Origin of the sequence: Bacillus sp. NPDC060175 (assembly GCF_042728695.1) — a bacterium.
Classification (GTDB): domain Bacteria; phylum Bacillota; class Bacilli; order Bacillales; family Bacillaceae_G; genus Bacillus_A.
Genome location: NZ_JBHWYR010000025.1, coordinates 39,400 through 62,232 on the forward strand (window position 1 = coordinate 39,400; position 22,833 = coordinate 62,232).

General features: G+C 34.7%; 23 protein-coding genes and 1 pseudogene. 16 read left to right on the top strand and 8 right to left on the bottom strand.

The window, feature by feature from the left end; genetic code table 11:
* Window positions 1-26 precede the first annotated feature (26 nt).
* The 5 genes from ACFWDE_RS14520 to ACFWDE_RS14540 all read left to right on the top strand — a co-directional run bounded on the left by ACFWDE_RS14520 (window position 27) and on the right by ACFWDE_RS14540 (window position 4,415).
* Entirely contained in the window at window positions 27-218 is a 192-nt protein-coding gene (locus ACFWDE_RS14520) for a DUF378 domain-containing protein (RefSeq protein WP_002084566.1), read from the top strand.
* 210 nt (window positions 219-428) lie between these two features.
* Window positions 429-1,511 (top strand): 3-phosphoserine/phosphohydroxythreonine transaminase, encoded by a 1,083-nt coding sequence (serC, locus tag ACFWDE_RS14525; protein ID WP_377893011.1) that lies wholly within the window; start codon window positions 429-431, stop codon window positions 1,509-1,511.
* Between the two features lie 12 nt (window positions 1,512-1,523).
* On the top strand, window positions 1,524-2,696 hold the full coding sequence (locus ACFWDE_RS14530; protein ID WP_377893012.1) for a 3-phosphoglycerate dehydrogenase family protein: 1,173 nt from the start codon (window positions 1,524-1,526) through the stop codon (window positions 2,694-2,696).
* Between the two features lie 13 nt (window positions 2,697-2,709).
* Window positions 2,710-3,957 (top strand): DUF1015 domain-containing protein, encoded by a 1,248-nt coding sequence (locus ACFWDE_RS14535; RefSeq protein WP_377893014.1) that lies wholly within the window; start codon window positions 2,710-2,712, stop codon window positions 3,955-3,957.
* Between the two features lie 80 nt (window positions 3,958-4,037).
* On the top strand, window positions 4,038-4,415 hold the full coding sequence (locus tag ACFWDE_RS14540) for a hotdog family protein (RefSeq protein WP_377893016.1): 378 nt from the start codon (window positions 4,038-4,040) through the stop codon (window positions 4,413-4,415).
* Window positions 4,416-4,655: 240 nt separating this feature from the next.
* Here ACFWDE_RS14540 and ACFWDE_RS14545 read toward each other — a convergent pair whose 3' ends face one another.
* The 3 genes and pseudogenes from ACFWDE_RS14545 to ACFWDE_RS14555 form a co-directional block, all read right to left on the bottom strand.
* Window positions 4,656-4,943 (bottom strand): hypothetical protein, encoded by a 288-nt coding sequence (locus ACFWDE_RS14545; protein WP_078214105.1) that lies wholly within the window; start codon window positions 4,941-4,943, stop codon window positions 4,656-4,658.
* Entirely contained in the window at window positions 4,940-6,043 is a 1,104-nt protein-coding gene (locus tag ACFWDE_RS14550; RefSeq protein ID WP_377893018.1) for a tetratricopeptide repeat protein, read from the bottom strand. The genes ACFWDE_RS14545 and ACFWDE_RS14550 overlap by 4 nt, the downstream gene beginning before the upstream one ends.
* A gap of 303 nt (window positions 6,044-6,346) precedes the next feature.
* Window positions 6,347-6,657 (bottom strand): annotated as a pseudogene (locus ACFWDE_RS14555) (hypothetical protein).
* 415 nt (window positions 6,658-7,072) lie between these two features.
* Between ACFWDE_RS14555 and ACFWDE_RS14560 the strand changes: the two are divergent.
* The 3 genes from ACFWDE_RS14560 (at window position 7,073) to ACFWDE_RS14570 (ending at window position 9,355) form a co-directional block, all read left to right on the top strand.
* Entirely contained in the window at window positions 7,073-7,714 is a 642-nt protein-coding gene (locus ACFWDE_RS14560) for a hypothetical protein (protein ID WP_377893020.1), read from the top strand.
* A 180-nt stretch (window positions 7,715-7,894) separates the two neighbouring features.
* Window positions 7,895-8,164: a 2TM domain-containing protein gene (locus ACFWDE_RS14565; RefSeq protein ID WP_377893021.1), complete on the top strand. Its 270-nt coding sequence runs from the start codon at window positions 7,895-7,897 to the stop codon at window positions 8,162-8,164.
* A 351-nt stretch (window positions 8,165-8,515) separates the two neighbouring features.
* Window positions 8,516-9,355, top strand: coding sequence for a YitT family protein (locus ACFWDE_RS14570; RefSeq protein WP_377893023.1), 840 nt, complete (start codon window positions 8,516-8,518; stop codon window positions 9,353-9,355).
* Window positions 9,356-9,577: 222 nt separating this feature from the next.
* On the opposite strand, the gene ACFWDE_RS14575 is transcribed toward ACFWDE_RS14570, so the two are convergent.
* Window positions 9,578-10,090 (bottom strand): DUF6141 family protein, encoded by a 513-nt coding sequence (locus ACFWDE_RS14575; RefSeq protein WP_377893024.1) that lies wholly within the window; start codon window positions 10,088-10,090, stop codon window positions 9,578-9,580.
* Between the two features lie 610 nt (window positions 10,091-10,700).
* Here ACFWDE_RS14575 and ACFWDE_RS14580 point away from each other — a divergent pair.
* Window positions 10,701-11,378, top strand: coding sequence for a response regulator transcription factor (locus tag ACFWDE_RS14580; RefSeq protein WP_002066188.1), 678 nt, complete (start codon window positions 10,701-10,703; stop codon window positions 11,376-11,378).
* Window position 11,379: 1 nt separating this feature from the next.
* Entirely contained in the window at window positions 11,380-12,756 is a 1,377-nt protein-coding gene (locus tag ACFWDE_RS14585) for a sensor histidine kinase (protein WP_016095800.1), read from the top strand.
* Between the two features lie 45 nt (window positions 12,757-12,801).
* Here ACFWDE_RS14585 and ACFWDE_RS14590 read toward each other — a convergent pair whose 3' ends face one another.
* Window positions 12,802-14,061 (bottom strand): MFS transporter, encoded by a 1,260-nt coding sequence (locus ACFWDE_RS14590; protein ID WP_377893026.1) that lies wholly within the window; start codon window positions 14,059-14,061, stop codon window positions 12,802-12,804.
* A gap of 70 nt (window positions 14,062-14,131) precedes the next feature.
* Complete coding sequence (locus ACFWDE_RS14595) at window positions 14,132-14,755, bottom strand: ArsR/SmtB family transcription factor (RefSeq protein WP_377893027.1); 624 nt, start codon at window positions 14,753-14,755, stop codon at window positions 14,132-14,134.
* A 184-nt stretch (window positions 14,756-14,939) separates the two neighbouring features.
* Here ACFWDE_RS14595 and ACFWDE_RS14600 point away from each other — a divergent pair, with 184 nt between their 5' ends.
* Window positions 14,940-16,004, top strand: a complete 1,065-nt coding sequence (locus ACFWDE_RS14600) for an ABC transporter permease (RefSeq protein WP_377893028.1) — start codon at window positions 14,940-14,942, stop codon at window positions 16,002-16,004.
* Window positions 16,004-16,675: an ABC transporter ATP-binding protein gene (locus tag ACFWDE_RS14605; RefSeq protein ID WP_002066196.1), complete on the top strand. Its 672-nt coding sequence runs from the start codon at window positions 16,004-16,006 to the stop codon at window positions 16,673-16,675. Before ACFWDE_RS14600 ends, ACFWDE_RS14605 begins: the two co-directional genes overlap by 1 nt.
* 77 nt (window positions 16,676-16,752) lie before the next feature.
* Here ACFWDE_RS14605 and ACFWDE_RS14610 read toward each other — a convergent pair whose 3' ends face one another.
* Together ACFWDE_RS14610 and ACFWDE_RS14615 are read right to left on the bottom strand one after the other, a co-directional pair.
* The gene (locus ACFWDE_RS14610) at window positions 16,753-18,102 is read right to left on the bottom strand and encodes an FAD-binding oxidoreductase (RefSeq protein WP_377893030.1); all 1,350 of its coding nucleotides are present in this window, start codon (window positions 18,100-18,102) and stop codon (window positions 16,753-16,755) included.
* Between the two features lie 533 nt (window positions 18,103-18,635).
* A complete protein-coding gene (locus ACFWDE_RS14615) occupies window positions 18,636-19,724 on the bottom strand; it encodes an LPXTG cell wall anchor domain-containing protein (protein ID WP_377893031.1) in 1,089 nt (362 codons plus the stop codon).
* 616 nt (window positions 19,725-20,340) lie between these two features.
* On the opposite strand from ACFWDE_RS14615, the gene ACFWDE_RS14620 reads away from it, so the two are divergent.
* The 4 genes from ACFWDE_RS14620 to ACFWDE_RS14635 form a co-directional block, all read left to right on the top strand.
* Window positions 20,341-20,814, top strand: coding sequence for a DUF4188 domain-containing protein (locus tag ACFWDE_RS14620; RefSeq protein ID WP_377893033.1), 474 nt, complete (start codon window positions 20,341-20,343; stop codon window positions 20,812-20,814).
* A gap of 188 nt (window positions 20,815-21,002) precedes the next feature.
* The gene (locus tag ACFWDE_RS14625) at window positions 21,003-21,923 is read left to right on the top strand and encodes a class I SAM-dependent methyltransferase (protein ID WP_377893035.1); all 921 of its coding nucleotides are present in this window, start codon (window positions 21,003-21,005) and stop codon (window positions 21,921-21,923) included.
* 161 nt (window positions 21,924-22,084) lie between these two features.
* On the top strand, window positions 22,085-22,510 hold the full coding sequence (locus ACFWDE_RS14630) for an ester cyclase (RefSeq protein WP_377893036.1): 426 nt from the start codon (window positions 22,085-22,087) through the stop codon (window positions 22,508-22,510).
* 187 nt (window positions 22,511-22,697) lie between these two features.
* The coding region (locus tag ACFWDE_RS14635) for a MerR family transcriptional regulator (RefSeq protein WP_377893043.1) at window positions 22,698-22,833 on the top strand (136 nt) is incomplete at its 3' end.

The following is a 22,833-nucleotide window of genomic DNA, read 5'->3' on the forward strand; positions in this document are numbered from 1 at the left end:
ATCTTATCACCTAGGGGGCAATCATAATGAAATTTTTGTCTTACCTTACAGTAATTTTGGTGATTCTTGGCGGTTTGAATTGGTTGTTTGTAGCGTTAGATTACAACGTAGTTGAGAAATGGTTTGGTTCTATGCCGGCGCTTGTGGACACTATTTATTGGCTCTTTGGTCTTTCTGCTATTTATCAAATTTTTGATCGGTTCTTTACGAGTAAGTAGCTATTATCCTTTATTACTAGAGTGTTAAGTACGATTATGTACTTAACACTTTTTTGTATGTTTATGAAATAATGAAATGTATATGCAAGCGATTCCATCGCGTCTTACGCCGTAATAACGGAAAACAAATTGACCGTGTATTGTATATAGGTTATAATTCAGAAAGTTTAAAAAATAATAAAAATGAGAAATAGGGAGGTTATCTGGGTGATGGAGAGAGTGTATAATTTTTCAGCAGGTCCATCTATACTTCCTTTGCCAGTTTTAGAGAAAGTGCAAAAGGAGCTTGTAAATTATAACGGGACAGGCATGTCTGTTATGGAAATGAGCCATAGATCTTCTTATTTCCAAAGTATTATTGATGAAGCAAGCAGCTTACTTCGTGAATTAATGAACATTCCTGATGATTATGAAGTTTTATTTTTACAAGGTGGTGCGTCATTACAGTTCTCTATGATACCACTAAATTTAATGAGTACGTATAAAAAAGCTGGGTACGTACTGACAGGCTCATGGTCTAAAAAGGCGCAGCAAGAAACCGGAAAAGTAGGGGAAGCGCAAGTGATTGCTTCTTCTGAAAAGGAGAAGTTTACTACGATTCCTAAAATGGATGATTTACGAAGTGATGAAAAACTAGATTATGTACATATAACAACAAATAATACAATTGAGGGGACAAAGTATGTGGATATACCACATTTAGAAACAGTGCCGCTTGTTGCGGATATGTCCTCAAATATTTTATCAGAACAATATGATGTTACGAAGTTTGGCCTCATATATGCGGGTGCGCAAAAGAATTTAGGGCCAGCGGGCTTAACGATTGTAATTATAAAAAGAGATTTAATTGGCCGTGCAAATAGTGCTTGTCCTACAATGTTAAACTATGAAACTTACAGTAAAAATAACTCCCTATATAATACACCGCCAACCTTTAGTATTTATGTAGCAAAACTTGTACTAGAGTGGTTGAAAGAACAAGGCGGGGTATCTGCGATGGAAGAACAAAATAGAATGAAATCTTCACTTCTTTACAATTTTTTAGATGAATCTAAATTGTTTACTTCACCAGTTGATCCCACGTATCGATCACTTATGAATATTCCATTTACAACACCGTCAGAAGAGCTTAACAATCAGTTTTTACAAAAAGCGAAAGAACGTGGTTTCATTACGCTAAAGGGACATCGCTCAGTAGGTGGTATGCGCGCTAGTATTTATAATGCGATGCCAGCCGAAGGTGTTGGGCAATTAGTAGCTTATATGAAGGAATTTGAGCTTGAAAATAGATAGGGAGATGGGGATATGTTTCGTGTTCAGACGTTAAATCAAATTGCAGAAAAAGGTTTGCAAGTGCTTAGCGGAGAGCGTTATGAAGTAGGGGATAGAATGGAATACCCAGATGGCATTTTACTTCGCAGCTATTCTTTACATCAAGAAGAGTTTTCAAAAGACTTAAAGGCGATTGCAAGAGCTGGTGCCGGTGTAAATAATATTCCTGTTGAGCGTTGTACGGAAAAAGGAATTGTAGTATTTAATACGCCAGGGGCTAATGCGAATGCAGTGAAGGAACTTATTATCGCAAGTCTTATTATGTCTTCACGTAACATTATTAATGGAGTAAGCTGGACGAAAAATCTAGAGGGTGAAGAAGTACCTCAGCTTGTTGAATCAGGGAAAAAACAATTTGTTGGATCAGAAATTGCAGGGAAACGTTTAGGTGTTATCGGCCTTGGCGCAATTGGTGCTTTAGTGGCAAATGATGCACTAGCTTTAGGAATGGACGTTGTCGGATATGATCCTTACATTTCAGTAGAAACAGCATGGCGTCTTTCTACACAAGTACAAAGAGCATTTAGTTTAGATGAAATTTTTGCAACATGTGATTATATTACACTGCATATTCCTCTTACGAATCAAACGAAGGGAATTATTGGTGAACACGCTGTAGAGAAGATGAAAAAAGGTATGCGTCTATTCAATTTCTCAAGAGGAGAACTTGTAGATGAAAATGCTCTTCAAAAAGCGTTAGAAGAAGATATTATTACACATTACGTAACGGACTTCCCGAATGAAAATGTTATAAAGATGAAAAATGTAACAGCGACGCCTCACCTTGGTGCATCTACATCTGAATCGGAAGAAAATTGTGCGGTCATGGCAGCACGTCAATTACGTGAATATTTAGAGACAGGAAATATTCGTAATTCAGTAAACTATCCAAACGTAGAACTTCCGTATATCGGAAAGAAACGTATTACAATTATGCATCAAAATGTTCCGAACATGGTAGGACAAATTACAGGATGTTTAGCAGAACATCATATTAATATTGCGGATATGATTAATCGTAGTAAACATTCTTGGGCATACACAATGATTGATATTGATAACGGAATTGATGATATAATAAAAGAGAATATTGTGGAAAATATAAGCAAAATTACAGGTGTTGTAGCCGTTCGAATGATTGTGTAAAGGAGAGAGAAACTTGGCAAAAATCCGACCGTTTCGGGCCATTCGTCCAGTAGAAGAAAAAGCAGCGGAAGTCGCAGCTTTACCGTATGACGTATTAAATAGTGAAGAAGCAAGAGAGGTTGTAAAAGGAAATCCATATTCTTTCTTACACGTTGACAAAGCAGAAATTGATTTAGACCCGGCGCTTTCACCATACGATGATCGCGTATATGAAAAAGCGGGTGAAAATTTAAAGCAATTTATACAAGAAGAAGTGTTCGTTCAAGATGAAGAGTCAGCGCTTTACATTTATGAACTGACGATGCAAGGAAGAACTCAGTCAGGTCTTGTTGTTTGTACATCGATTGACGAGTATGAAGATGATACAATTAAAAAACATGAAAGAACGCGTCATGAAAAAGAACTAGATCGCATTCGTCACGTAGATGTGTGTGATGCAAATACGGGGCCAATCTTTTTAACGTATCGTACAAAAGAAGAAGTGAAACGTTTCATTGCAAGCTGGAAAGAAGAACATGCGCCAATCTTTACATTTACAGCAGAAGATGGTGTGGAGCATGTTGCGTGGAAGATTGCAGATGAAGAAGTAATTACGACTTTAGTAAATGCATTTGAAGATATTCCTAATCTTTATATTGCAGATGGACATCATCGTTCAGCATCAGCTGCAAAAGTAGGGCTAATGCGAAGAGAACAAATTCCGAATTACACAGGGGAAGAGGAATTCAATTTCTTCCTATCAGTTTTATTCCCTCATGATGAATTATCCATTTGGGATTATAACCGAGTTGTGAAAGATTTAAACGGCTTATCAAAAGAACAGTTTTTAAAGCAAATTGCACAATACTTTTATGTAGAAGAAGCATCTGTTTCTCCGTATAAACCAAATGAGCCACAAACATTTGGAATGTATGTAAACGAGAAATGGTATAAGCTCACAGTGAAAGAGGAAACATTTGATGCGAATGATCTTGTTAGACGTTTAGATGTATCTATTTTACAAGATCATTTATTAAGTCAGGTGCTTGAAATACATGATCCGCGCTCTGATTCACGCATTGATTTCGTCGGTGGAATCCGCGGGCTAGAAGAACTAGAACGTCTTGTGAATAATGGTGAATATAAAGCAGCATTCGCGTTATATCCGACATCAATGGAAGATTTATTAGCAATCGCAGACGCTGGAGAAGTCATGCCGCCAAAATCAACGTGGTTTGAACCGAAACTTCGCAGTGGATTGTTTGTACATTCGTTAAAATAAACTTCTTTAGTTTGAAAAACCGAAATGATTTTTAGTTTCGGTTTTTCTTATTTTAAAAGTGTTTTTGAGGAGGGGTATGGATGGAATTGCAAGTAGGCGAAAAAATCACCTTTGAACGAACTTTTACAAAAGAAGATGTTGTTTTATTTACGAAAGTATCTAAAGATGAAGGCGTTCACCATGTTACACCAGATGAGCAGGGGAGATTTGTTGTACAAGGGCTGTTAACATCAACATTGCCTACAAAAATTGGTGGTGATTATAACGTGTTAGCTCGCAAGATGGATTTTGAATTTTTACGTCCTGTTTTTAGCGGTGATACGATTCGTTGTGATGTAACAATTGAACAATTTGAACCGGATGAGAAAAATCGCACAAAAATCATTGCGATGTTTACATGTATAAATCAACTTGAAAAAGAGGTATTGAAGGGGAGTTTTTCTGGGATTATTCTTTAATTATTAGGAAAAGGGATTAAATGAAAAGATGTAATCATTCAATGGGGGAATTGGAAACAAAAATACACCTAGTTAATAGGTGTATTTTTTAGACTTGAAAACCACATATGTATTGGAGATTTCTCTCGGGTACAGTGTATCACAATAGAAATCATGTATATACATAATATTCGTTACATCGAATGGTTTTCTTGTAAATATATAGAAACAGTAATCTAAATAGATTTTAATTTTGTTAACTTACACACCTGTACCATGTTCAGAATTAGCAGGGGCGCCGCCATAATCTCCAACGCTTTCTAATTGAGGAGCAGGGAAATGTGTATGCCCTTCTTGCTTAGGAGCCCCACCGGTGTCACCGATGTTTAATGCAGGAGCGCCTCCAGTATGTCCGTCAGATAAAGAAGGTGCTGGTGGGGAAGGGAAGTGAGTATGTCCAGCTTGGCTTGTGAAACCTGCATTTAATCCAAATGCAGCAATACCTGTAAATGCAATACCTAAAGCGATTTTACCAATTGTTTTTTTCATTTCTTTAACCCTCTTTCATTCGATTTTTTTGCTACTGTACTATTAAAGAAGTAGGAACTTGCTTTCTCGTGTTGTTGTTTGTTATAAAACGCTAGAGCTAGTTTTTCAAGATACTCAGAAACATAGATATATAAAGATTCTTTATTGAAGTATTCAATTCCTTCTAAAACAATCGGTTCAATTTGGTCTAATTCATTTTGCTTCGTGAATGCTTCTAATATAGCAAAGTGATGTCTGTGCTCTTCATTACCGAGTTTAGATACAAGTTGCTTACCTGTTTCGATGTATTCGTTTGCTTTGTCTATCAGCCCTAATTTTTCATGTTCTTGTGCAAGTAAGAATATAGCCTTATAGTGAGAAGGGATTTTTTCAACGACTTGCGTCAAGTGACGAATCGCTTCTTCAGATAGATTCTGGCTTGCATATAAATGTCCTAGATTACCGCGTACATACAGTTGTAATGATTCTTCATTTAATTTCTGAAGAATATCTAACGCTTTGTTATAGTTTTCCTCAGCTTGTTCAAAATGGCCAACGTCTACATAAGAAGCACCAAGTACACTTAAACAGGAAGAAATATTTCTTTCACATCCGTGTTGAGTTTCAAAAATTTCTAATGCTTTCGAAGCATTTACAATCGCAAAACTTGGTTGTTGTTGGTGGCAATGATAAGCTGCATAGCGGTAATAGAAATCAGCCTGTTCGATCTGACTATGTCCTGATAAAAGTGCCTGTGCTTTTAAGAAATATTCTTCTGCTTCTTGATAATGATTAATTGCTGCAAAATGAATCGCTTTATAATAATGATATAGATAAGATAAGTGTTTATCTTCCGTTTTTTCCTGGTCTTCTATGATTTGAAAACTATCTTTCGTGATCGATAGACCATCTGTCAGAGCGGTATGTCGGAACTGGAGTAATGCGTAATATAAATGATAGAGTGGAATTGTTTCGGTTTCTTTCAAAAGCATTTCTTCATGTTCTTTTTTAGCTTCTTGAAACTGAATTTGTGCTTCCTTAACGTTTTGCGTTAAGATTGCATGGTACCAAGCTTCTAAATGTTTTGTTGTATATGTATGTCCCTTTAATGAAATGTTCATATTAGCCCCCTTGTATATTTTTCTATATAATTGTAACTATAATGGTAACACAATCAAAAGTAATTATATGGAATTTTTCATTGATAAATAATATTCTGAATTTTTTGTATAAATAATCCTGTCAGTCCTTGTGTTTTTATGGTGCTGTCCATTTTTTAGGGAGAAAGGGACCATAATTGACTATAGAATCTTAATAAAATGATGTCATATGCACAGTACTAAAATAAAAGTTGAGAAAGTATGCATGAAGTGTGAATAGGATGAGAAGATAAAACCCCTAGCTGCATAGCTAGGGGTTTTATGTTAAATAGTCTCACCGTGAGCGTCTAGTTTCGGAGCAGGAGTATCCCCAATGTTATAGGTAGGAGCCCATGAATCTCCATGTGAATCTAATTTCGGAGCAGGAAGATCCCCATGTCCCTCTAATTTAGGAGCAGGAAGATCAGCATGGCTCTCTAGTTTAGGAGCATGGGAATCCCCATGTCCCTCTAATTTTGGGGCAGGAGTATCCCCATGTGCAGCCTTTACAACGCCGCCATCCCCAATATTACACCAAAAAGACCAAAGCTAAATACCGATAAGCCTACAACAGCTGTACTAATTTTTCTTTTCAATCTATCTCTCTCCTTTTGTATTGTTTTTTTCATTTTGTCTAAACGTGGTAGATAAAATGAAATGAATCGTAAAAAATTACCAATTATATTACGATATACGAATAATTCTGTGTAATATTTTGTAAAACATCCTTGAAATTTGAATTTATAAAAATAAAATTCGACATGGTTCATTTTTCAATTAGTTGAATAGATTTTGATTGAGTTTTTATAAAGCTATTCGCTAACTTTAGGACCGAAAGCAGCTCTTAATTTCTTTATACCGTGCTCATAAGGTTATTTTAGCTTTGAATTAAATTAACTATTATAATTCGAGAATTTAGTCCTCTTGCTGTATATTTAAAAATTACAGTATGCATCATTGCATGAGAATAGCAATCAAAAAATAAAATCATCATGAATGGAGAGGTTACATATGGGTATGAAAAAATTAATTTTAGCAGGTGCTTTAGGGATCGCAGCATTATCAGGAACGAATTTACCAGGATTAGAAGTAACAAAAGCGAGTGCAGCTTCTATTGAATCAAATTTCTCAACGTTAGAAGGACGAGTAGTAGAAGTAGATAACGGTGTAATTGTTGTAAAAACTAAGCAATATGAAGAACCTGTTAGTGTGTATATGGATTCACTTTCAAATGTGAAAGTAGGGGATGAAGTAAAAGCTACTGGATCTATGATGCGTAATTTTACAGAATATATGGTTGCAACCGCAGTTGAAAATACATCAAACAAGTTAGGTATGCACATGAAAGAAGACGGTTCGCCTGATTATGTAATTGGGGAAGTATCAAAAGTAGGAACGATGGAAGATGAGGGAGACGGCGCTACTAAATATGTCGTAGTTGAGTATCCATCGCTAAACGGGAAGAAAGTTATTATTGATGTTTTCTTAACAAAGGGACAAGTATTTAATACGGGTGAGAAAGTGAAGATTGATATGAAGTATGTGGGCTGGGGTGGAAGTTCTATTAACTGGAACACAGTTGATCATATCGAAAAAGTTCATGAAGCAAAGAACAACATTGAAAATAATGATGATGTATGGATTTGGTCTTAATTAGACGCCTGTAAATAACAAATGTATCATGCAGTACCCAGCAAATGATCATGTGTATGACAATTTGCTGGGTACTTTTTTGTTTGATGTTTTTTTGAGAATAACGGATTTCCGATTAGAATATGATGTTAACACTGGAGCGAAGGTGAAAAAATACAATAATGAAAGAGGTGTTTAAGGGTGGAGCGAGATGAGGTTTATTTACGAGCTAAAAAAAGGGTGGAGAATTTAAAAGCGTTTTACATTCATTTAACGGTCTATATACTAGTTAACTTAATGCTTTTTTTTATAAATATAAGCTCTGATTCAAGTGAATTATGGTTTTTATATCCACTGGGAGGTTGGGGAATCGGTATCGTTATACACGGTTTGACAACTTTTCCATTTGGGATATTCGGAAAAGAGTGGGAAGAACGAAAGATTAAAAAATATATGGAGAAAGATAAGTAAATTTATTTCTGGAATGTATGAATATAAAATCTCATATAAATCTCTGTGATCAAATGCTTGATGCGAAGTCTATTCTATGGCTGCGCATATTTGTTTTTTATTCGAAGTTTGCGCGAGTCAGTGTACATATTCATTTTTAAGAGTGAATTGCGTGTGAAATCAAAACTTTATTTGTAGTACATAATAAATAATGTTATTGTACCGTGTTACTTACATGTAAATTTAGAATAAAGTTTGATCAAAATCTTATATTAAAATAAAAAACAAACCACTGTTCGATTTGAATATTCCACGATATAATGGTGAGAGTTTATACTTGAAGAAATATTTACATAAGAAGTGAGGTACTGTATGAAGAAAAGAACGACAGACATTATTTTTATTATTATTGGTGCATTCCTTTTTGCATTAGGTGTGAATTTGTTTGTTATCCCGAACGAGTTTGGTGAAGGCGGGGTAACGGGTATCACGATTATTACCTACTATTTATTTGAATGGTCACCAGGCTTAGTCAACTTAATTCTAAACGCGTTTTTGTTAATAGCTGGCTATAAATTTTTGAATAAGATAACAACAATTTATACGATCATTGCTGTAGTTACTAACTCGCTATTCCTTCATTTGACAGAAGGCTGGACTATTGCTTCGGATGAAATGCTGGTAAATGCCATTTTCGGAGGAATATTTATAGGATGCGGGATTGGTCTAATCATTCGTGTTGGCGGAACAACAGCAGGTACTACCATTTTAGCAAGGATGACACATAAGTATTTAGGCTGGAGCATTAGTTATGGTCTATTGTTCTTCGATTTAATAGTTGCTTTTTCATCTTATTTCATCATTGGTGCAGAAAAGCTGATGCTGACAATTATTATGTTATATGTAGGAACGAAAGTGATGGAATTTGTAATTGAAGGTTTGAATCCGAAAAAGGCCATTACGATTATTTCTGATAACCCGGATGAAATTGCCAAAAAGGTGACTACCTTAATGGACAGAGGGGTTACCGTGTACTCAGGTCATGGTTATTATACAAAAACCCCGAAGGACATTCTTTACATTGTTATCAATAAGCAAGAAGTAATAAAGTTAAAACGGATTGTTCAAACTACGGATCCGGCTGCTTTCATCGCTATACACGATGTTCGTGATGTGTTTGGGGAAGGGTTTGTTGATATTTCTAAGGCTTAATAAGAGTTAGAATTAGTTTTTAAAAAGGCAGAAAATGAGCAATATTTTTTATTGAAATAATCTTAATGCGAAAATATGAGAATCTATTTTGATCACTTAATTATCAAGACCTAAATTTTAAAAAAACAAATAAATTCAAGGACATTATATATTTTATATGACTAATATGTAATGTCCTTTCTTATTCCACAATGATACCCGTTTGTTGACGATTAATTTTCATTATGCGTTTTGTGCCGAGTCCAATGCTTTTTTTAATTCGTCCGGTTTTTGAGTGCCGATTACCACTGTGTTATATTTCAACTTTAACTCTATACCTTTCTTTCCATTCATGTTATAGGCCGTTTCACCCTTAAGGTTAAAACGAATTCCCCATCCTCCGAATCTTTTTAGTGGACTGTAAGTAATGCTTTCATAGTGACGTATATTTTTGAAAAGGTACTGTTTATATTGAAAATGAAAAGGAACAAAACGAACATAAAGACCTTTTTCACGGACTTCTATAATCAGTTTCAATACCCCAAGCATTAATACAGGAAAGGCAATCCCAAAAAACAACCACAAAGCAATTAACACACCATTGGGAGCTGGTTTATCTCCAAACGGGGTATCAAGGATAATTTGTTGAATGAATCCATACCACATCAGTGCTGCAATCCCCAATATGAGTATCCATACCCAAATTTGTTGTGGTCGCTGAACCTCACGAAAGATAATACGTTCTTGTTGTTTCATTAATAATTGTCACCTCCTAAATGATTTATTACAGGGAATCCTTTTTGATCCAGTAATATGTATCCTTTGTTGTTATTCTCTAAGAGAATCTCTTGTACTCTCATAGCACTTCACCCCTAAAAAAATTAACGCTCAGTCTAAAGACCTCACAACGCTTTCCGTTATGAGATACGTTAGCTACCTAAATCATACAAACTTTTCCGAATTCAGTATACATATAGAGTTTTATTTTTATTATCTGTATAAGTAATCTAATGTTTATAAGAAAAGAGGATATACGCTCATATATTGAACGTAATATCCTCTTCTTAGTTTAGTCTATTTAAAATCTATTTCAAAATGGATTCTTTTTATTTATCGTAAAATATTGGCTTGTAGGTATTATTAATGAACCTTTATTCCAAAGCTACATTATCATACGATCTGTTGTACTGTATTGCGGTTCTAATGCGTAGTATCTTTGATAACCTCAATAATTTCACTTAATGGATTTTAAAATTTGGCTAACTGCCGTGAAAAAATTAATGCTGGAATTGTTTTTCTTTTTCTTGCAAAAAATCCAATTGTTTCTTAATGTAAGGATGTAGAAGGATGAACAAGAGAGGGTTTAATGAAGATGATACATATTTTATTAGCTGATGATGACAAGCATATTAGAGAGTTATTACATTACCATTTACAAAAAGAGGGTTTTAAAGTTTTTGAGGCTGAAGATGGAAAGGTAGCTCAAGGGATATTAGAGAAAGAAAATATTCACCTTGCGATAGTGGATATTATGATGCCGTTTATTGATGGCTATACGTTGTGTGAAGAAATCAGGAAGTATCATGATATACCTGTAATTTTATTAACTGCAAAAGATCAGTTAGTTGATAAAGAAAAAGGGTTCATATCTGGCACGGATGATTATATTGTAAAGCCATTTGAACCAGCTGAAGTGATTTTCCGTATGAAAGCATTATTGCGCCGTTATCAAATGCTGAGTGCTGATATTATTACGCTGCACGGGACGACAATTGATCGAAAAGGGTTTGAAGTGAAGTGTAACGGTCAGACGATTTTATTACCACTGAAGGAATTTGAATTATTATCGCAACTTGCTAGTTATCCTGGAAGAACATTCTCGAGAGAAGAATTAATTGAATTAGTATGGGGAATGGATTTTGAAGGGGATGAACGAACAGTCGATGTTCATGTGAAGCGACTGAGAGATCGTTTTTCAAAACGAACAGATGATTTTCAGATTACAACAGTACGTGGACTTGGTTATAAGTTGGAGTTGAAATAAGATGAAATCATTGTATTCTAGATTTGTTTTTATGACGGTCGGGATTATGCTACTTAGTAGTATTATCGGTTTTTTATTAACAAATGTGTACTATCAAGTGAAGTTAAAACCGTACAATAGTGAAAAGATTTTAATGTATGCTGAGGAAGTAAAATCATTATATGAAAAGCAAAGTGAAGAGAATAAAGAGGCATACTTACAGTCAATTGCGAAATTAGGATATGAAATTTATATTGTAGATGACCAAAAGAATGGAAAGCGCATCGGGAATGCGTTTCGTAAGATAACAATTAGTGATGCTACAGTTCATAAAGTACTGCAAGGTGAAACGTATAATGGTGTTTCCACATATCCAACCCGCCTGTTTATTACAGGATTTTTCGATAATGAATTAATTAATAGTGTAGGTGTCCCGTTAAAACATGGTGATAAACAATACGCTTTATTCATTCGTCCTGACATTCAGCAACAATTTGGTGAGATGAGAATTTTTCTAGCGGTGTTACTTGGTTTCATCGTTGTATTAAGTATCATTTTTATAGCGATTGCAGCAGGGTATATTGTGCGTCCTATTCGAACATTTACGAAAGCTACCAAAAAGATTGCAAGTGGTGAATATGATATTGAATTAGATGAAAATCGAAAAGATGAGATTGGTACACTAGCGACTAATTTTCAAAAGATGACAAAGAGTATTAAAGAATTAGATCAAATGAGACAAGAGTTCGTTTCTAACGTTTCTCATGAATTTCAATCACCGCTTTCTTCGATACAAGGTTTTTCGAAAACATTACAATCGGAGAATATGAGTGAAGAGGAAAGAAAACGTTACTTGAAAATTATTGAGGGAGAAAGTAAGCGGATGTCTAGTTTATGTAAACAGTTACTTACGCTCGCTTCATTAGATAAAGAAGAGAAAGTTCTACAAATTAAAGAGTTTCACTTACAAAAGCAAATTAAAGACGTCATTTTTATGCTTGAATGGAAATGGCGTGAAAAAGATATCGCCGTTGAATTTGATGTACCTAATATCACTATACAAGGTGATGAAAACTTACTTCATCAAGTATGGAGTAATATTTTTACGAATAGCATTAAGTTTTCAAACGATGGCGGGACCGTTGAATTTGTTGTAGAAGAATTAGAATCTAGTATTGTCATTTCTATATCAGATAACGGAATTGGTATGGAAAAAGAAGAAATGGATCGTATATTTGATCGTTTTTACAAAGTAGACACAGCAAGGGCAAGAAACGTAGAAGGTAGCGGTTTAGGATTATCTATCGTACAGAAAATTGTTGAACTGCATAATGGAACCGTTTCGGTATATAGTACGAAAGGGGAAGGGACCACTGTTCGGGTGGAGCTTCCGAAATAAATGAAAAAGAAGACAATTTCACAATGGAAATTGTCTTCTTTTTTGTTATAAAGCCGCACCTTTCCCACGTTCTTCCTTAAACCGAACCCCAAAAGTATCCGCTGTAATTTCATCAGCTTTCGGCAATGAACGTAATTTTGGATGAAGTAGCCATACGAGAGAAATAAATAAAATACCGATGCTAGCGAGCGCGAAAATGAGTTGGCTACTAAATACATTTGCAGTGTATCCACCAATTAAAGAGCCGAACGGCATAGCAATTGTGCCCATACTTCGCATGACTGAGTTGATACGTCCAAGATATTGATTTGGAATTGCAATTTGACTAATTGTCGCAAATAATACGTTGATCGCACCAATTGGTATCCAAGCTAGGCCGAATAAGAAAATAGATAGCCATTGAAACGGTACAAACGTAGAGAGAAACCAAAAGAAAGCGCCAGCTGCAAAGCTAATAATGGAGACACGACCAACATTACGTTTACCAACCCATGAACTTAATAGTGCTCCAATTAAACTGCCAGCTGATATAGTGGCTAAAAAGAAACCATATAATTTCACGCCACCTAAAGAGTCTGCAAAAGAAGGTAGTATTGCCATCGTCATACCGATAGAAAAATTAGCGACAACTGAACCGATTAAGAAAACGCCCATTAAAGAACGAAAGACGATTGAAAAGCCTTCTTTTAATTCAGAGAAATATTGTTTAGTTGAAAGTGATGTGCCTGTTTCGGTTTGTTTCGGCATTTTTAATGAAAAGAACAAAAGCGCAGTAATAGCAAATGTAAAGGAGTCGATCACATATAAAGTAATTGCGCCAAATAGTGCTACTAATATTCCAGAAAGAGTCGTACAAATTAAATCGATGCCTTGATAAGCAAATGAGAAGAGTGAATTTCCTTTTAATAATTGTGTTTTATGCAGTAGAAGTGGTAAAGCTTTTGACTGTGCGGGATAGGCGAATTGCTCGATAAAGGCGACGATGGGCATAATGATGAGTAGTAGTTGAACTGTTAGTAGGTCGAAGTAGTGTGTAATTGGAATGATTAATATAAGAATACATTGCAGGACTTGTGTGATGACAAGGGTGTTTTTGATTGACCATCTATCAACGAATGGACCAGTAAGAAACTGAAGTGCAGAAGGTAATAATGTAAGAAAACCTGCTAGTCCAGAATAAAAAGGATTACCACTCAGCTTATATACGAGCCACATCGCTGCTACATAATACAAACTATCTCCTATGTTTGTGAAAATTCTCCCTAAAAATAATAAGAGGAAATTCCGGTTTTTTAATACGTCCACTTTATCTACTCCTTTATAATAAATTTATTCGGTAAAATAAAATTGACCGTTGTTGTAAAAAAAAATCGAATTACAATTTTTCTTCTTTTTTCACAAAGCGTTGCATTGCTCTTTCGTCGATTTGTAGCGCAGTAGTAGAAATGTAATATGATTTACTATTTGGATCTTTATCCGCATCTTTTGTGATCTCGTTTAATTCAGCCATCACTTCATAAAACTTTTTCACCCACACTTGAAATTGTTCTGGCGTGGCATCAAACTCCCAGCAGGATGAAACGTAATTCCACTCAGCAGGGTCTTCACTTATTTTTCGTAATGTAAAAGCTTCTTCAGGTGCAGCAAGAATATGGCTTTTCGTTCTTTCCGTCATTTGTAAAAAGATTTGGCGACCTGATTCGCTTAATATTTCTAAATGAGGTAATAGATCTGCGGCAGGAGTGAAGCCTTTAGCAACAGATTGATAAAACTTTTGAACGATGCCATTTTTCTCTTCTGTATATACGATTTCTATAAAACCATTTTTCTCTAATTCTTTTAAATGATAATGAATTTTCGCCCTTGAAATGCCGAATTTTTCAGATAGTAGTTGTCCTGTATAAGGACGTTCGCATAGACGCATCATCATTTCGACTCGTAGTGGATCGCTTATTGCTTTTAGTTGGCTATAAGTAGTTAGTGTTAACATGGGCTTCAAAATGATCAACTCCTCAAATTAAATTACTCGGTCAATATTATTTGACTGAATTGTATCAAGGAATCTAATTATTTTCAATACTTTCTGAAAATTTAATCTTTCTCTTGTAATCTTCTGTTCATATTCCGTTCATATTTCTTTTTTATTATAAGTGCATAGAAAGTAAGAGGAAGGAGCGAGCAAAATGTTTTTAGCTCTGCGTGAATTAAAACAATCAAAATTAAGATATGGATTAATCGGACTTATTATGGTGTTATTATCATTTTTAGTCCTTGTCATTTCAGGATTAGCAAATGGATTATCATATGATAATGCTTCATCGATTCAAAATATGGAGGCAAATAAGTTTGTATTAGCAGATGATGCGGAAAATAAATTACTTCGTTCACAAATTAAGCAAGATGATGTAGATAACGTAGTAAATCAAGTAGGCGAGAAAGAGGCCGTTCCGTTTCGTGTAAAAATTTCAACTTATGAAAAGAAAGATAGTTCGAAAAAAGTTGATGTCGCTATTTTCTCAAGTGAACGTGATTCGTTTTTAGAACCGAAAATTGTAAAAGGTGAGAAATTGGGTACAGCAAACAACGAAATGGTTGCTGATGAATCAATTAAAGAAAAAGGAATCGATATTGGGGATACAATTATCGATCCTGTTTCAAAGAAAGAATTTAAAATCGTAGGATTTACGAAAGATCAAATGTTTAGCCATACACCAGTCGTTTATGTAAATGAAGCCGTATGGGGCGCTATCTCACAACCAAACCAAAAAGATTATAGTGCAATTGCGCTTAATACAGATAAAGAAATTAAAAATGCACATGTTATCGACAAAAAAGAAGTATTACAAAGTATTCCAGGATTTAAAGAAGAGCAAGGAACATTAACGATGATCATTGCGTTCTTACTTGTTATCGCTGCGTTACTAATCGGTGTATTCTTCTACGTAATTACGTTGCAAAAAACACAGCAATTAGGTGTACTAAAAGCAATCGGTACGAAAAATTCTTATTTAGCAAATAGCTTAGTCGTACAGGCGTTATTCTTATCAGTCGTTGCGATGATAATCAGTATTGTTCTTGTACAAGGATTAGAACAGATTTTACCAGCGGGTATGCCGTTCTTATTAACAACACCGATGATTGCACAATATGCCGCAATCTTTATCGTAATTAGTATTTTAGGAACACTTATTTCGTTATATCAAGTATTAAAAGTTGATGCATTAGAAGCAATTGGAGGCGGGATGTAATGACTTCATTATTAAAATTAGACAAAGTAAGTAAAGTGTACGGAGAAGGGAATACAGAAGTAACAGCCCTTCATCCGATGTCGCTTGATGTGAAAGCTGGAGAGTTTATTGGAATCGTTGGTCCTTCTGGATCAGGGAAAAGTACGTTATTATCAATCGCGGGTGCTTTACTATCACCGTCAAAAGGGGATATTTACATTCGTGAGCAAAATATTACGAAGTTATCAGAAAAGGAAATGACAGACATTCGTTTGAAAAAAATCGGCTTCATTTTCCAGTTCGCAAATCTTGTTCCATATTTAAATGTAAAAGAACAACTGCTTTACATTGCAAAGCTAAAAAAAGAAAACAAACAAGAATCTGAAAAGCGTGCGGATCACTTATTAGCGGCATTTGGATTAGGAGAAAGAAAAAATCATTATCCAAATCAACTATCTGGTGGGGAAAAACAAAGGGTAGCAATCACGCGTGCTTTCATGAACAACCCAGATTTAATATTAGCTGATGAACCAACTGCAAGCTTAGACTCAAAACGTGCTCGTGAAGTCGTTGAAATGATGAAACGTGAAGTGAAAGAAAGTCAAAAAGCAGCAATTATGATTACACATGATGAAAGAATGCTTGATGTATGTGATCGTATATTGACGCTTAGAGATGGGAAATTGGTATGATGAAAAAGGAACTCTTACGATTGTAAGAGTTCCTTTTTCTATTTAAATTAAAGAGGCTTTATTTATTTTGTCATGCATTAACAAGAGGAAGAGGGTGGTATACTTTGTGGAAAACGGAATAGATTTTCAGGGTCATATTTTGCTTTTATTTTCCGAAGTTTAGCAAAGTTTGATCCGTAATATTCTTGTCCGAAATTTTCGATGTTTTGATCTGGAACATTAACATAAGAACCAGTTACATAAGGTTTTATTAATTGGCGTACTCTTTCAACTGATGCTAGATTTGCAGCCTCTTCGGACTTATCTTTCCAACTAGCAGTCCATTCCGTATAAAATAATGGGCTACGCCAAAAGAAAGCTGTTTTATTGCTAGGTACTTTACTTATAGCACCTCCCCAATTAATAAAAAAGAAATTAGCTTCTGTTCCAGTAGCTTCTTCTAAAAATTGTTTCATAATTGAAATAGGCTCTTCCGGCCAAAGGTTAAGTGCCCAAGCCGAAGAAAACTTAACGCTCTGATCAGATCGACCAGGGATTGGCTCATCTGGATCTAAGAAATCTATAGCGGCTGGGTAAGGTAATTCTTCTATAACAATTTGTGTTGGAGTTCCAGCACTTGTTAAAGGTTCTAATAAGTTTATAAGCTCGTTTTTTGAACCTAAAAAAATACCTTCTGCATGACAAAGTCCATTTATTTTGCTGTAAATTTCAAGTAGGCATCCTAATCGTGAGTCTACAAAAGGAGCCCATTCTTGCCAGACTTTGAAAACAGTTTCTAACTGATCCCATGGCCAAATGATATTGAAGACTGTGGCAGTATTAGGGGCACGGTGAAGCTTCAATATATATTCAGTATTGTATCCGAAATTTCCACCACCACCACCTCTAGAAGCCCATAATAAATCTTTATTGCAACATAGATCTGCTTGAATGATTCGGCCTGTTGCATCTACTGTTTCCAAAGCAATAAGATTATCACTTATTAGACCGATTGTTCGTGAGACTACTCCAAATCCACCGCCCATTGTAATGCCACCGATTCCAACTGTTGGACTATCTCCAAATGGTGACATAAAACCTTCTCTAGCTAGTCCTTTTACAAGTGGGCCGACGTGAATTCCAGTTTGAACGGTTGCTATACCATTCTTTTTATCTAAACTAACTTTGTTCATATCACTTACATCGATAACAATGCCGCTATTTACTACAGAAAGATTTTTATCTAGCGCATGCCGACCGCTTCTGACACGTAAGGGAACATGATTTTCGCGAGCCCATTTAATGGCGTTACTGACATCATATGAACTTTGTGCAAAAACAAAGACGAGGGGGAAGACATCAACGTAAGGATTCCAATTCTTAATAGCTTCTATATAACCGGGGTCTCCTTTGTAAATTACCCGTCCTGTGAGTTTTGTTGAACCCATGTATTTCACTCCTTATAAATATTTATAGATGTCGTTCGAATGTAGCAATGGAACATGGTCATGTAGTAATTAGAAGAATAAAGACTGTATGAGAGGGAGGATGAAAATATCCTGTAGGCACTAGTAGAGGTTGAATGTGTGGCAGTCTAGATGATTTGGAAAATTTTATTGCTACACAAGTTCTATTAGTAGTGTATGAATTGAGAGTGAACTTTGTTAAAGAATTGTACATTTTCCTATCAGTATGACTTAGGGGAATTACAGTATGAGTGAAGGTTTTCTTGTTTTGTTAAAGCATAAGGAATTAATATAAGTTTGAAATGGGATAAAAATAATTGATATATATTTGCTTTCAGGGGATTATCATAATGCAAAAATGAAAAGGTTTGCCTTTACAACAAATGATATGTGGATAGAGAGAGAATCTAAATTTAGAGGAATAGCTAGTTCATAAACGTACCTATAATTGGTCTCTTCTTTAAGAAGCCGATGCAAGGGTCTTAAAGAAGAGACAGTAGATTATATAATATAAATTATAATTGCTTTATAAAAACTTTTTTAATTTTATTACGCGTAAGTAATAAAACGCCGCCTAAGACAGATAACATTCCTAAAGCCATATTACTTGATTGCTCACTACCAGCGTTAGGAAGTTCTCTAGCAGTGTTTTTCGATGGAACAGTAGTATTGTTATTATTAGCTGTCGTTTGTGTAGGGTGTGATACTTCATTAATCTTGTTATCTACATTTTGCTTCGTTGTATGTAACTCAGCTAATTTGTCATCAATTTTTTTCTCAGTATGTTTAAAATCGTTTATTTTAATATCTAAGTCTTGTTTTTTCTTTGTTAAATCGTCTGAAACAGTTTGTTTAGATTGCTTAATTTCATTTAATTTATTTTCTAAGTCTTGTCTAACATTTTGTAATTCAGCTAGTTTGTTTTTTACATCTTGTTTAGCTAGTTCTAAGTTAGCGGAAAGACTATCTAAATTGCCTTTAATTTTCTTAAGCTCCTCTAACGTGTTCCCAGTATTCGGCTTATTTTCTTTTAGCTCAGCAAGTTTGTCCTCAGCAGTTTGTTTCGCTTTCTTTAACTCAGCTAATTTTCCATCTACCTGTTTTTTTACTTCCTTAAGTTCATTAACCTTTGCATCGATATTTTCTTTATGCTGCTTAATCTCATTAACCTTTTCATCAACAGTTTGCTTATGCTCTTTAATTTCAGCAACTTTTTCATCTACATGCTTTTTATGCTCTTTAATTTCAGCGATTTTCTCATCAGCGATTTGTTTGTCTTGCTGAAGTTTTGCATCTAACTCTTGTTTATGTTGTTTGATTTCGCCGATTTTTTCATCAGCAACTTGTTTACGTTCATGTAGTTCATTAACCTTTGTATCAACATTTTCCTTAACTTGGTTAAGTTCATTTAATGTTTGATCCACATTTTCTTTGTGCTGCTGCAATTTCGCATCTAACTCTTGTTTATGTTGCTTAATTTCAGCTAATCGATCTCCTGTACTTTGCTGGGGAGTAGCATCATTTACTTCCGCATGGGCTGAGTTTGCACCAGCGATCATTGCTAAAGCTAGTGTAGACGCAGCAATCGTTTGTTTTGTCTTCATATTTTTATACCTCTTTTCTTTCATATGCGTGAGCTGTTTTGTGTAGACTTGAGCATATAGAAGTAGATTATTTTATTATTATATACCAAGTGCGGCGACTAGAGGAAGTATTTACATATTAATCTAAGAATATGTAATTTTAAAAATCTCTTATTTACTTTATAGAGTAGGGGAGTTGATTAGCTTTTTGTTGTTCCTGCAAGTTTGAACGCTAGTCTTGCAAAAGATGTGAAGGAGTGTGTTGTGATGTTGTCTTAACTCAAACGAACTAAATAATATACTGTTAGAAAGGAGATAGCAACATTATGATTATTGAAATAGATATACAGAAGGAATTTTAATTTCGTTTACTCCTCTCGAGGTGAAGCATAAGGAACAATTATTTGAAGCTCAAAAAAAGCCCTAAAGTATGGAAATGTTCCTGGCGAAAAGGAGATCTAAGGCAAATATTAGTGATAGCTGTTAATAACAAAAGAGGTGGGAAACATATACCTTTTATTGCTAAGTACAGCCTTTCATAATCTATGTTAAAGTAATTGGAAATTTCATGGGGAAGTGTTATGGTTTATTTGGGAGCTGCACATTATTTATGTTCAGTAAAAAAGGGGGGATTAAAGTGGGAGCTGAAATTTTCAACGGCAGGCATATAGCCAATAGCAAGGATCAAGAATTTGTTGTTTTTATTATTGGTATGCGTATTAATAACCTATTAAAATTTTGGAAGTGGATACCAGTTTTTAATGCTATGGGACCTATGATTAAAGAATTGTATCAAAATCCACAATGGGGTTTCTTACATACAGAATTCTTATTTAGTTGGAGAAAAGTGATTCTAATTCAATACTGGAAGGGATTCGACGAATTAGTAAACTATGCTCACGGAAAAAATCATTCATATGCTTGGAAATCCTACAATAATAAGATTAAAGATAATGGGAGTGTTGGTGTTTTTCACGAAACTTATCAAATAGAAAAAGGTGCTTCTGAAGCAATCTATGTTAATATGCCAAAAACAGGTTTATCTAGAGCTACCGAACATATACCAGTATCTCAAGATACTAATACTGCTCAAAAAAGAATGAATAAATAATTCGGAAAATTGTGTATATAATTTCGATTTTCCTGCCAGAGAATATACAAAGTGTCAGAGTGTTAGCAGGCTGGAAACTTGACAAAAAAACTTATTTATGCTATAATTTACCAATATAAAAATAACGTGTATAATAGGGTTCTCCTGGCCAGGGGAACCCTATTTTTGTTGTGAAAATGAAGGAGTGTATGTGCATGAACAAAGGTGAAGCAAGTGTAACGTCGTTAGTATCAGCTTTCGGAAGGGCGTATCATAGTGAATTTGATAATCCTACAATCTTTGATGATTGTGTAGCTAAAGATTTAATTTCACAAAAAGAGCGTAACAATATTGAAATGAACATGGTTCAAGGGATACATTTTTTCAATAAAGACATTGCAGAGCGGTTTCAAAACAATCCAAAAGAAATATTAAAATGGATTACGCAAGTTCAGTTGTCACCAACATCTTTAGCACGTGCAGCCTATTGTGAAAAAGTATTACTACATGAAATTACACTAGGAGCAAAACAATACGTCATACTCGGTGCGGGATTAGATACGTTTAGTTTTAGACACCGAGAATTAGAAAATAAAATAGAAATATTTGAAGTGGATCATCCTTCTACGCAACAGGCTAAGAAGGTAAAAGTGAAAGAAGCTGAATTTGAAATTCCAAATAACCTTCATTTTGTTTCGATGGATTTTACGAAAGGATTTTCCTATGAACAGTTGCGCAATGAAGGATTTGAAAATAAAAAAACTTTCTTTAGTCTTTTAGGTGTTACGTACTATTTAAAGAAAGAGGAACTTGCTAGTTTAATAGAATGTTTATTCGAGATGGTTCCAGAGGGGAGTTCTATCGTTTTCGATTATCCTGATGAAAACTTATTTACGGAAAAAGGATTGTCCAATCGAGTTGAAAACATGGTGAAAATGGCTACGGTAGGCGGAGAACCGATGAAATCATGTTTCTCTTATGAAGAAATGGAAGCACTATTAGAAAAGTCGGGTTTACTCATTTATGAGCATTTATCACCAGAGGACATAAATAAATTATATTTTGAAGGACGAAACGATTATTTAGAAGCTTTTGAGACGGTACATTATGTTCATGCGGTGAAGAAGTAGGTGATTGTTATTGTGAATTTTCAGGGGAATCAATTGGGATATCTTAAGAAAGAAGAGATTTTGTCTTTTTATTGTACACATAAAGCAGTTTACTTTAATAGTTAGATTAAAATAAACTGTGATATGATTAGTATTGGGTTTATTAATAAGGGGGTTTTTATATGACGCCAGAACAAATTGTTAGAAAATTTTTTGAAGAAGTACGTTCAGGGAACAATCCTGACTATTCAAATCAATTAATGGCAGAAAAAGTATTGGCACATCAAATTGTATCTGAAGAAGAACAAACAGTTTGCAGAACACCTGAAGATTATGCTGAACATGTAAGAGAGATGATTGAAGTATACGGTAATTTTTCTTTAGAAATTCAAGAATTTTTAGTACAAGGAAGTAAAGTATATGTACGTTGGAAACAAGTGGGTATGCATCTAGGAGAGATCGATGGATATCAACCTACAGGACTCCCAATAATTCAAATAGCAAGTGCGGTGTATAGAGTAGAAGATGGAAAAATTGCAGAGTATTGGATTCAAATTGATAGGTCAGGAATTCAAAACCAATTAGAGTGCAATAAAAATATTCAGTAGTTAACTTTTAAAGCTATAAGTAGGCATGGGGAGAAATCTCTGTGTCTCTTTTTTTAGGGAAAATAAGGAAATGAGATGTAGTGCTGGGAAGTAGTAAGTATATGGTTATTGGAAGGGAAATTAGATGGTTTAAAGAATATGTAGTATGAATGTAAAAGATTAAGTAGCAATGATTAAGGAGAATATAATGTACACAATTGGACAAGTCGCTAAATTTTTAAGTGTATCTAGAGATACTTTGAAGTTCTATGAGGAAAAGGATTTGGTCAAGCCTAAGCAAAATATTGAGAATGGTTATAGAAAATATAATCATTTTAATATAT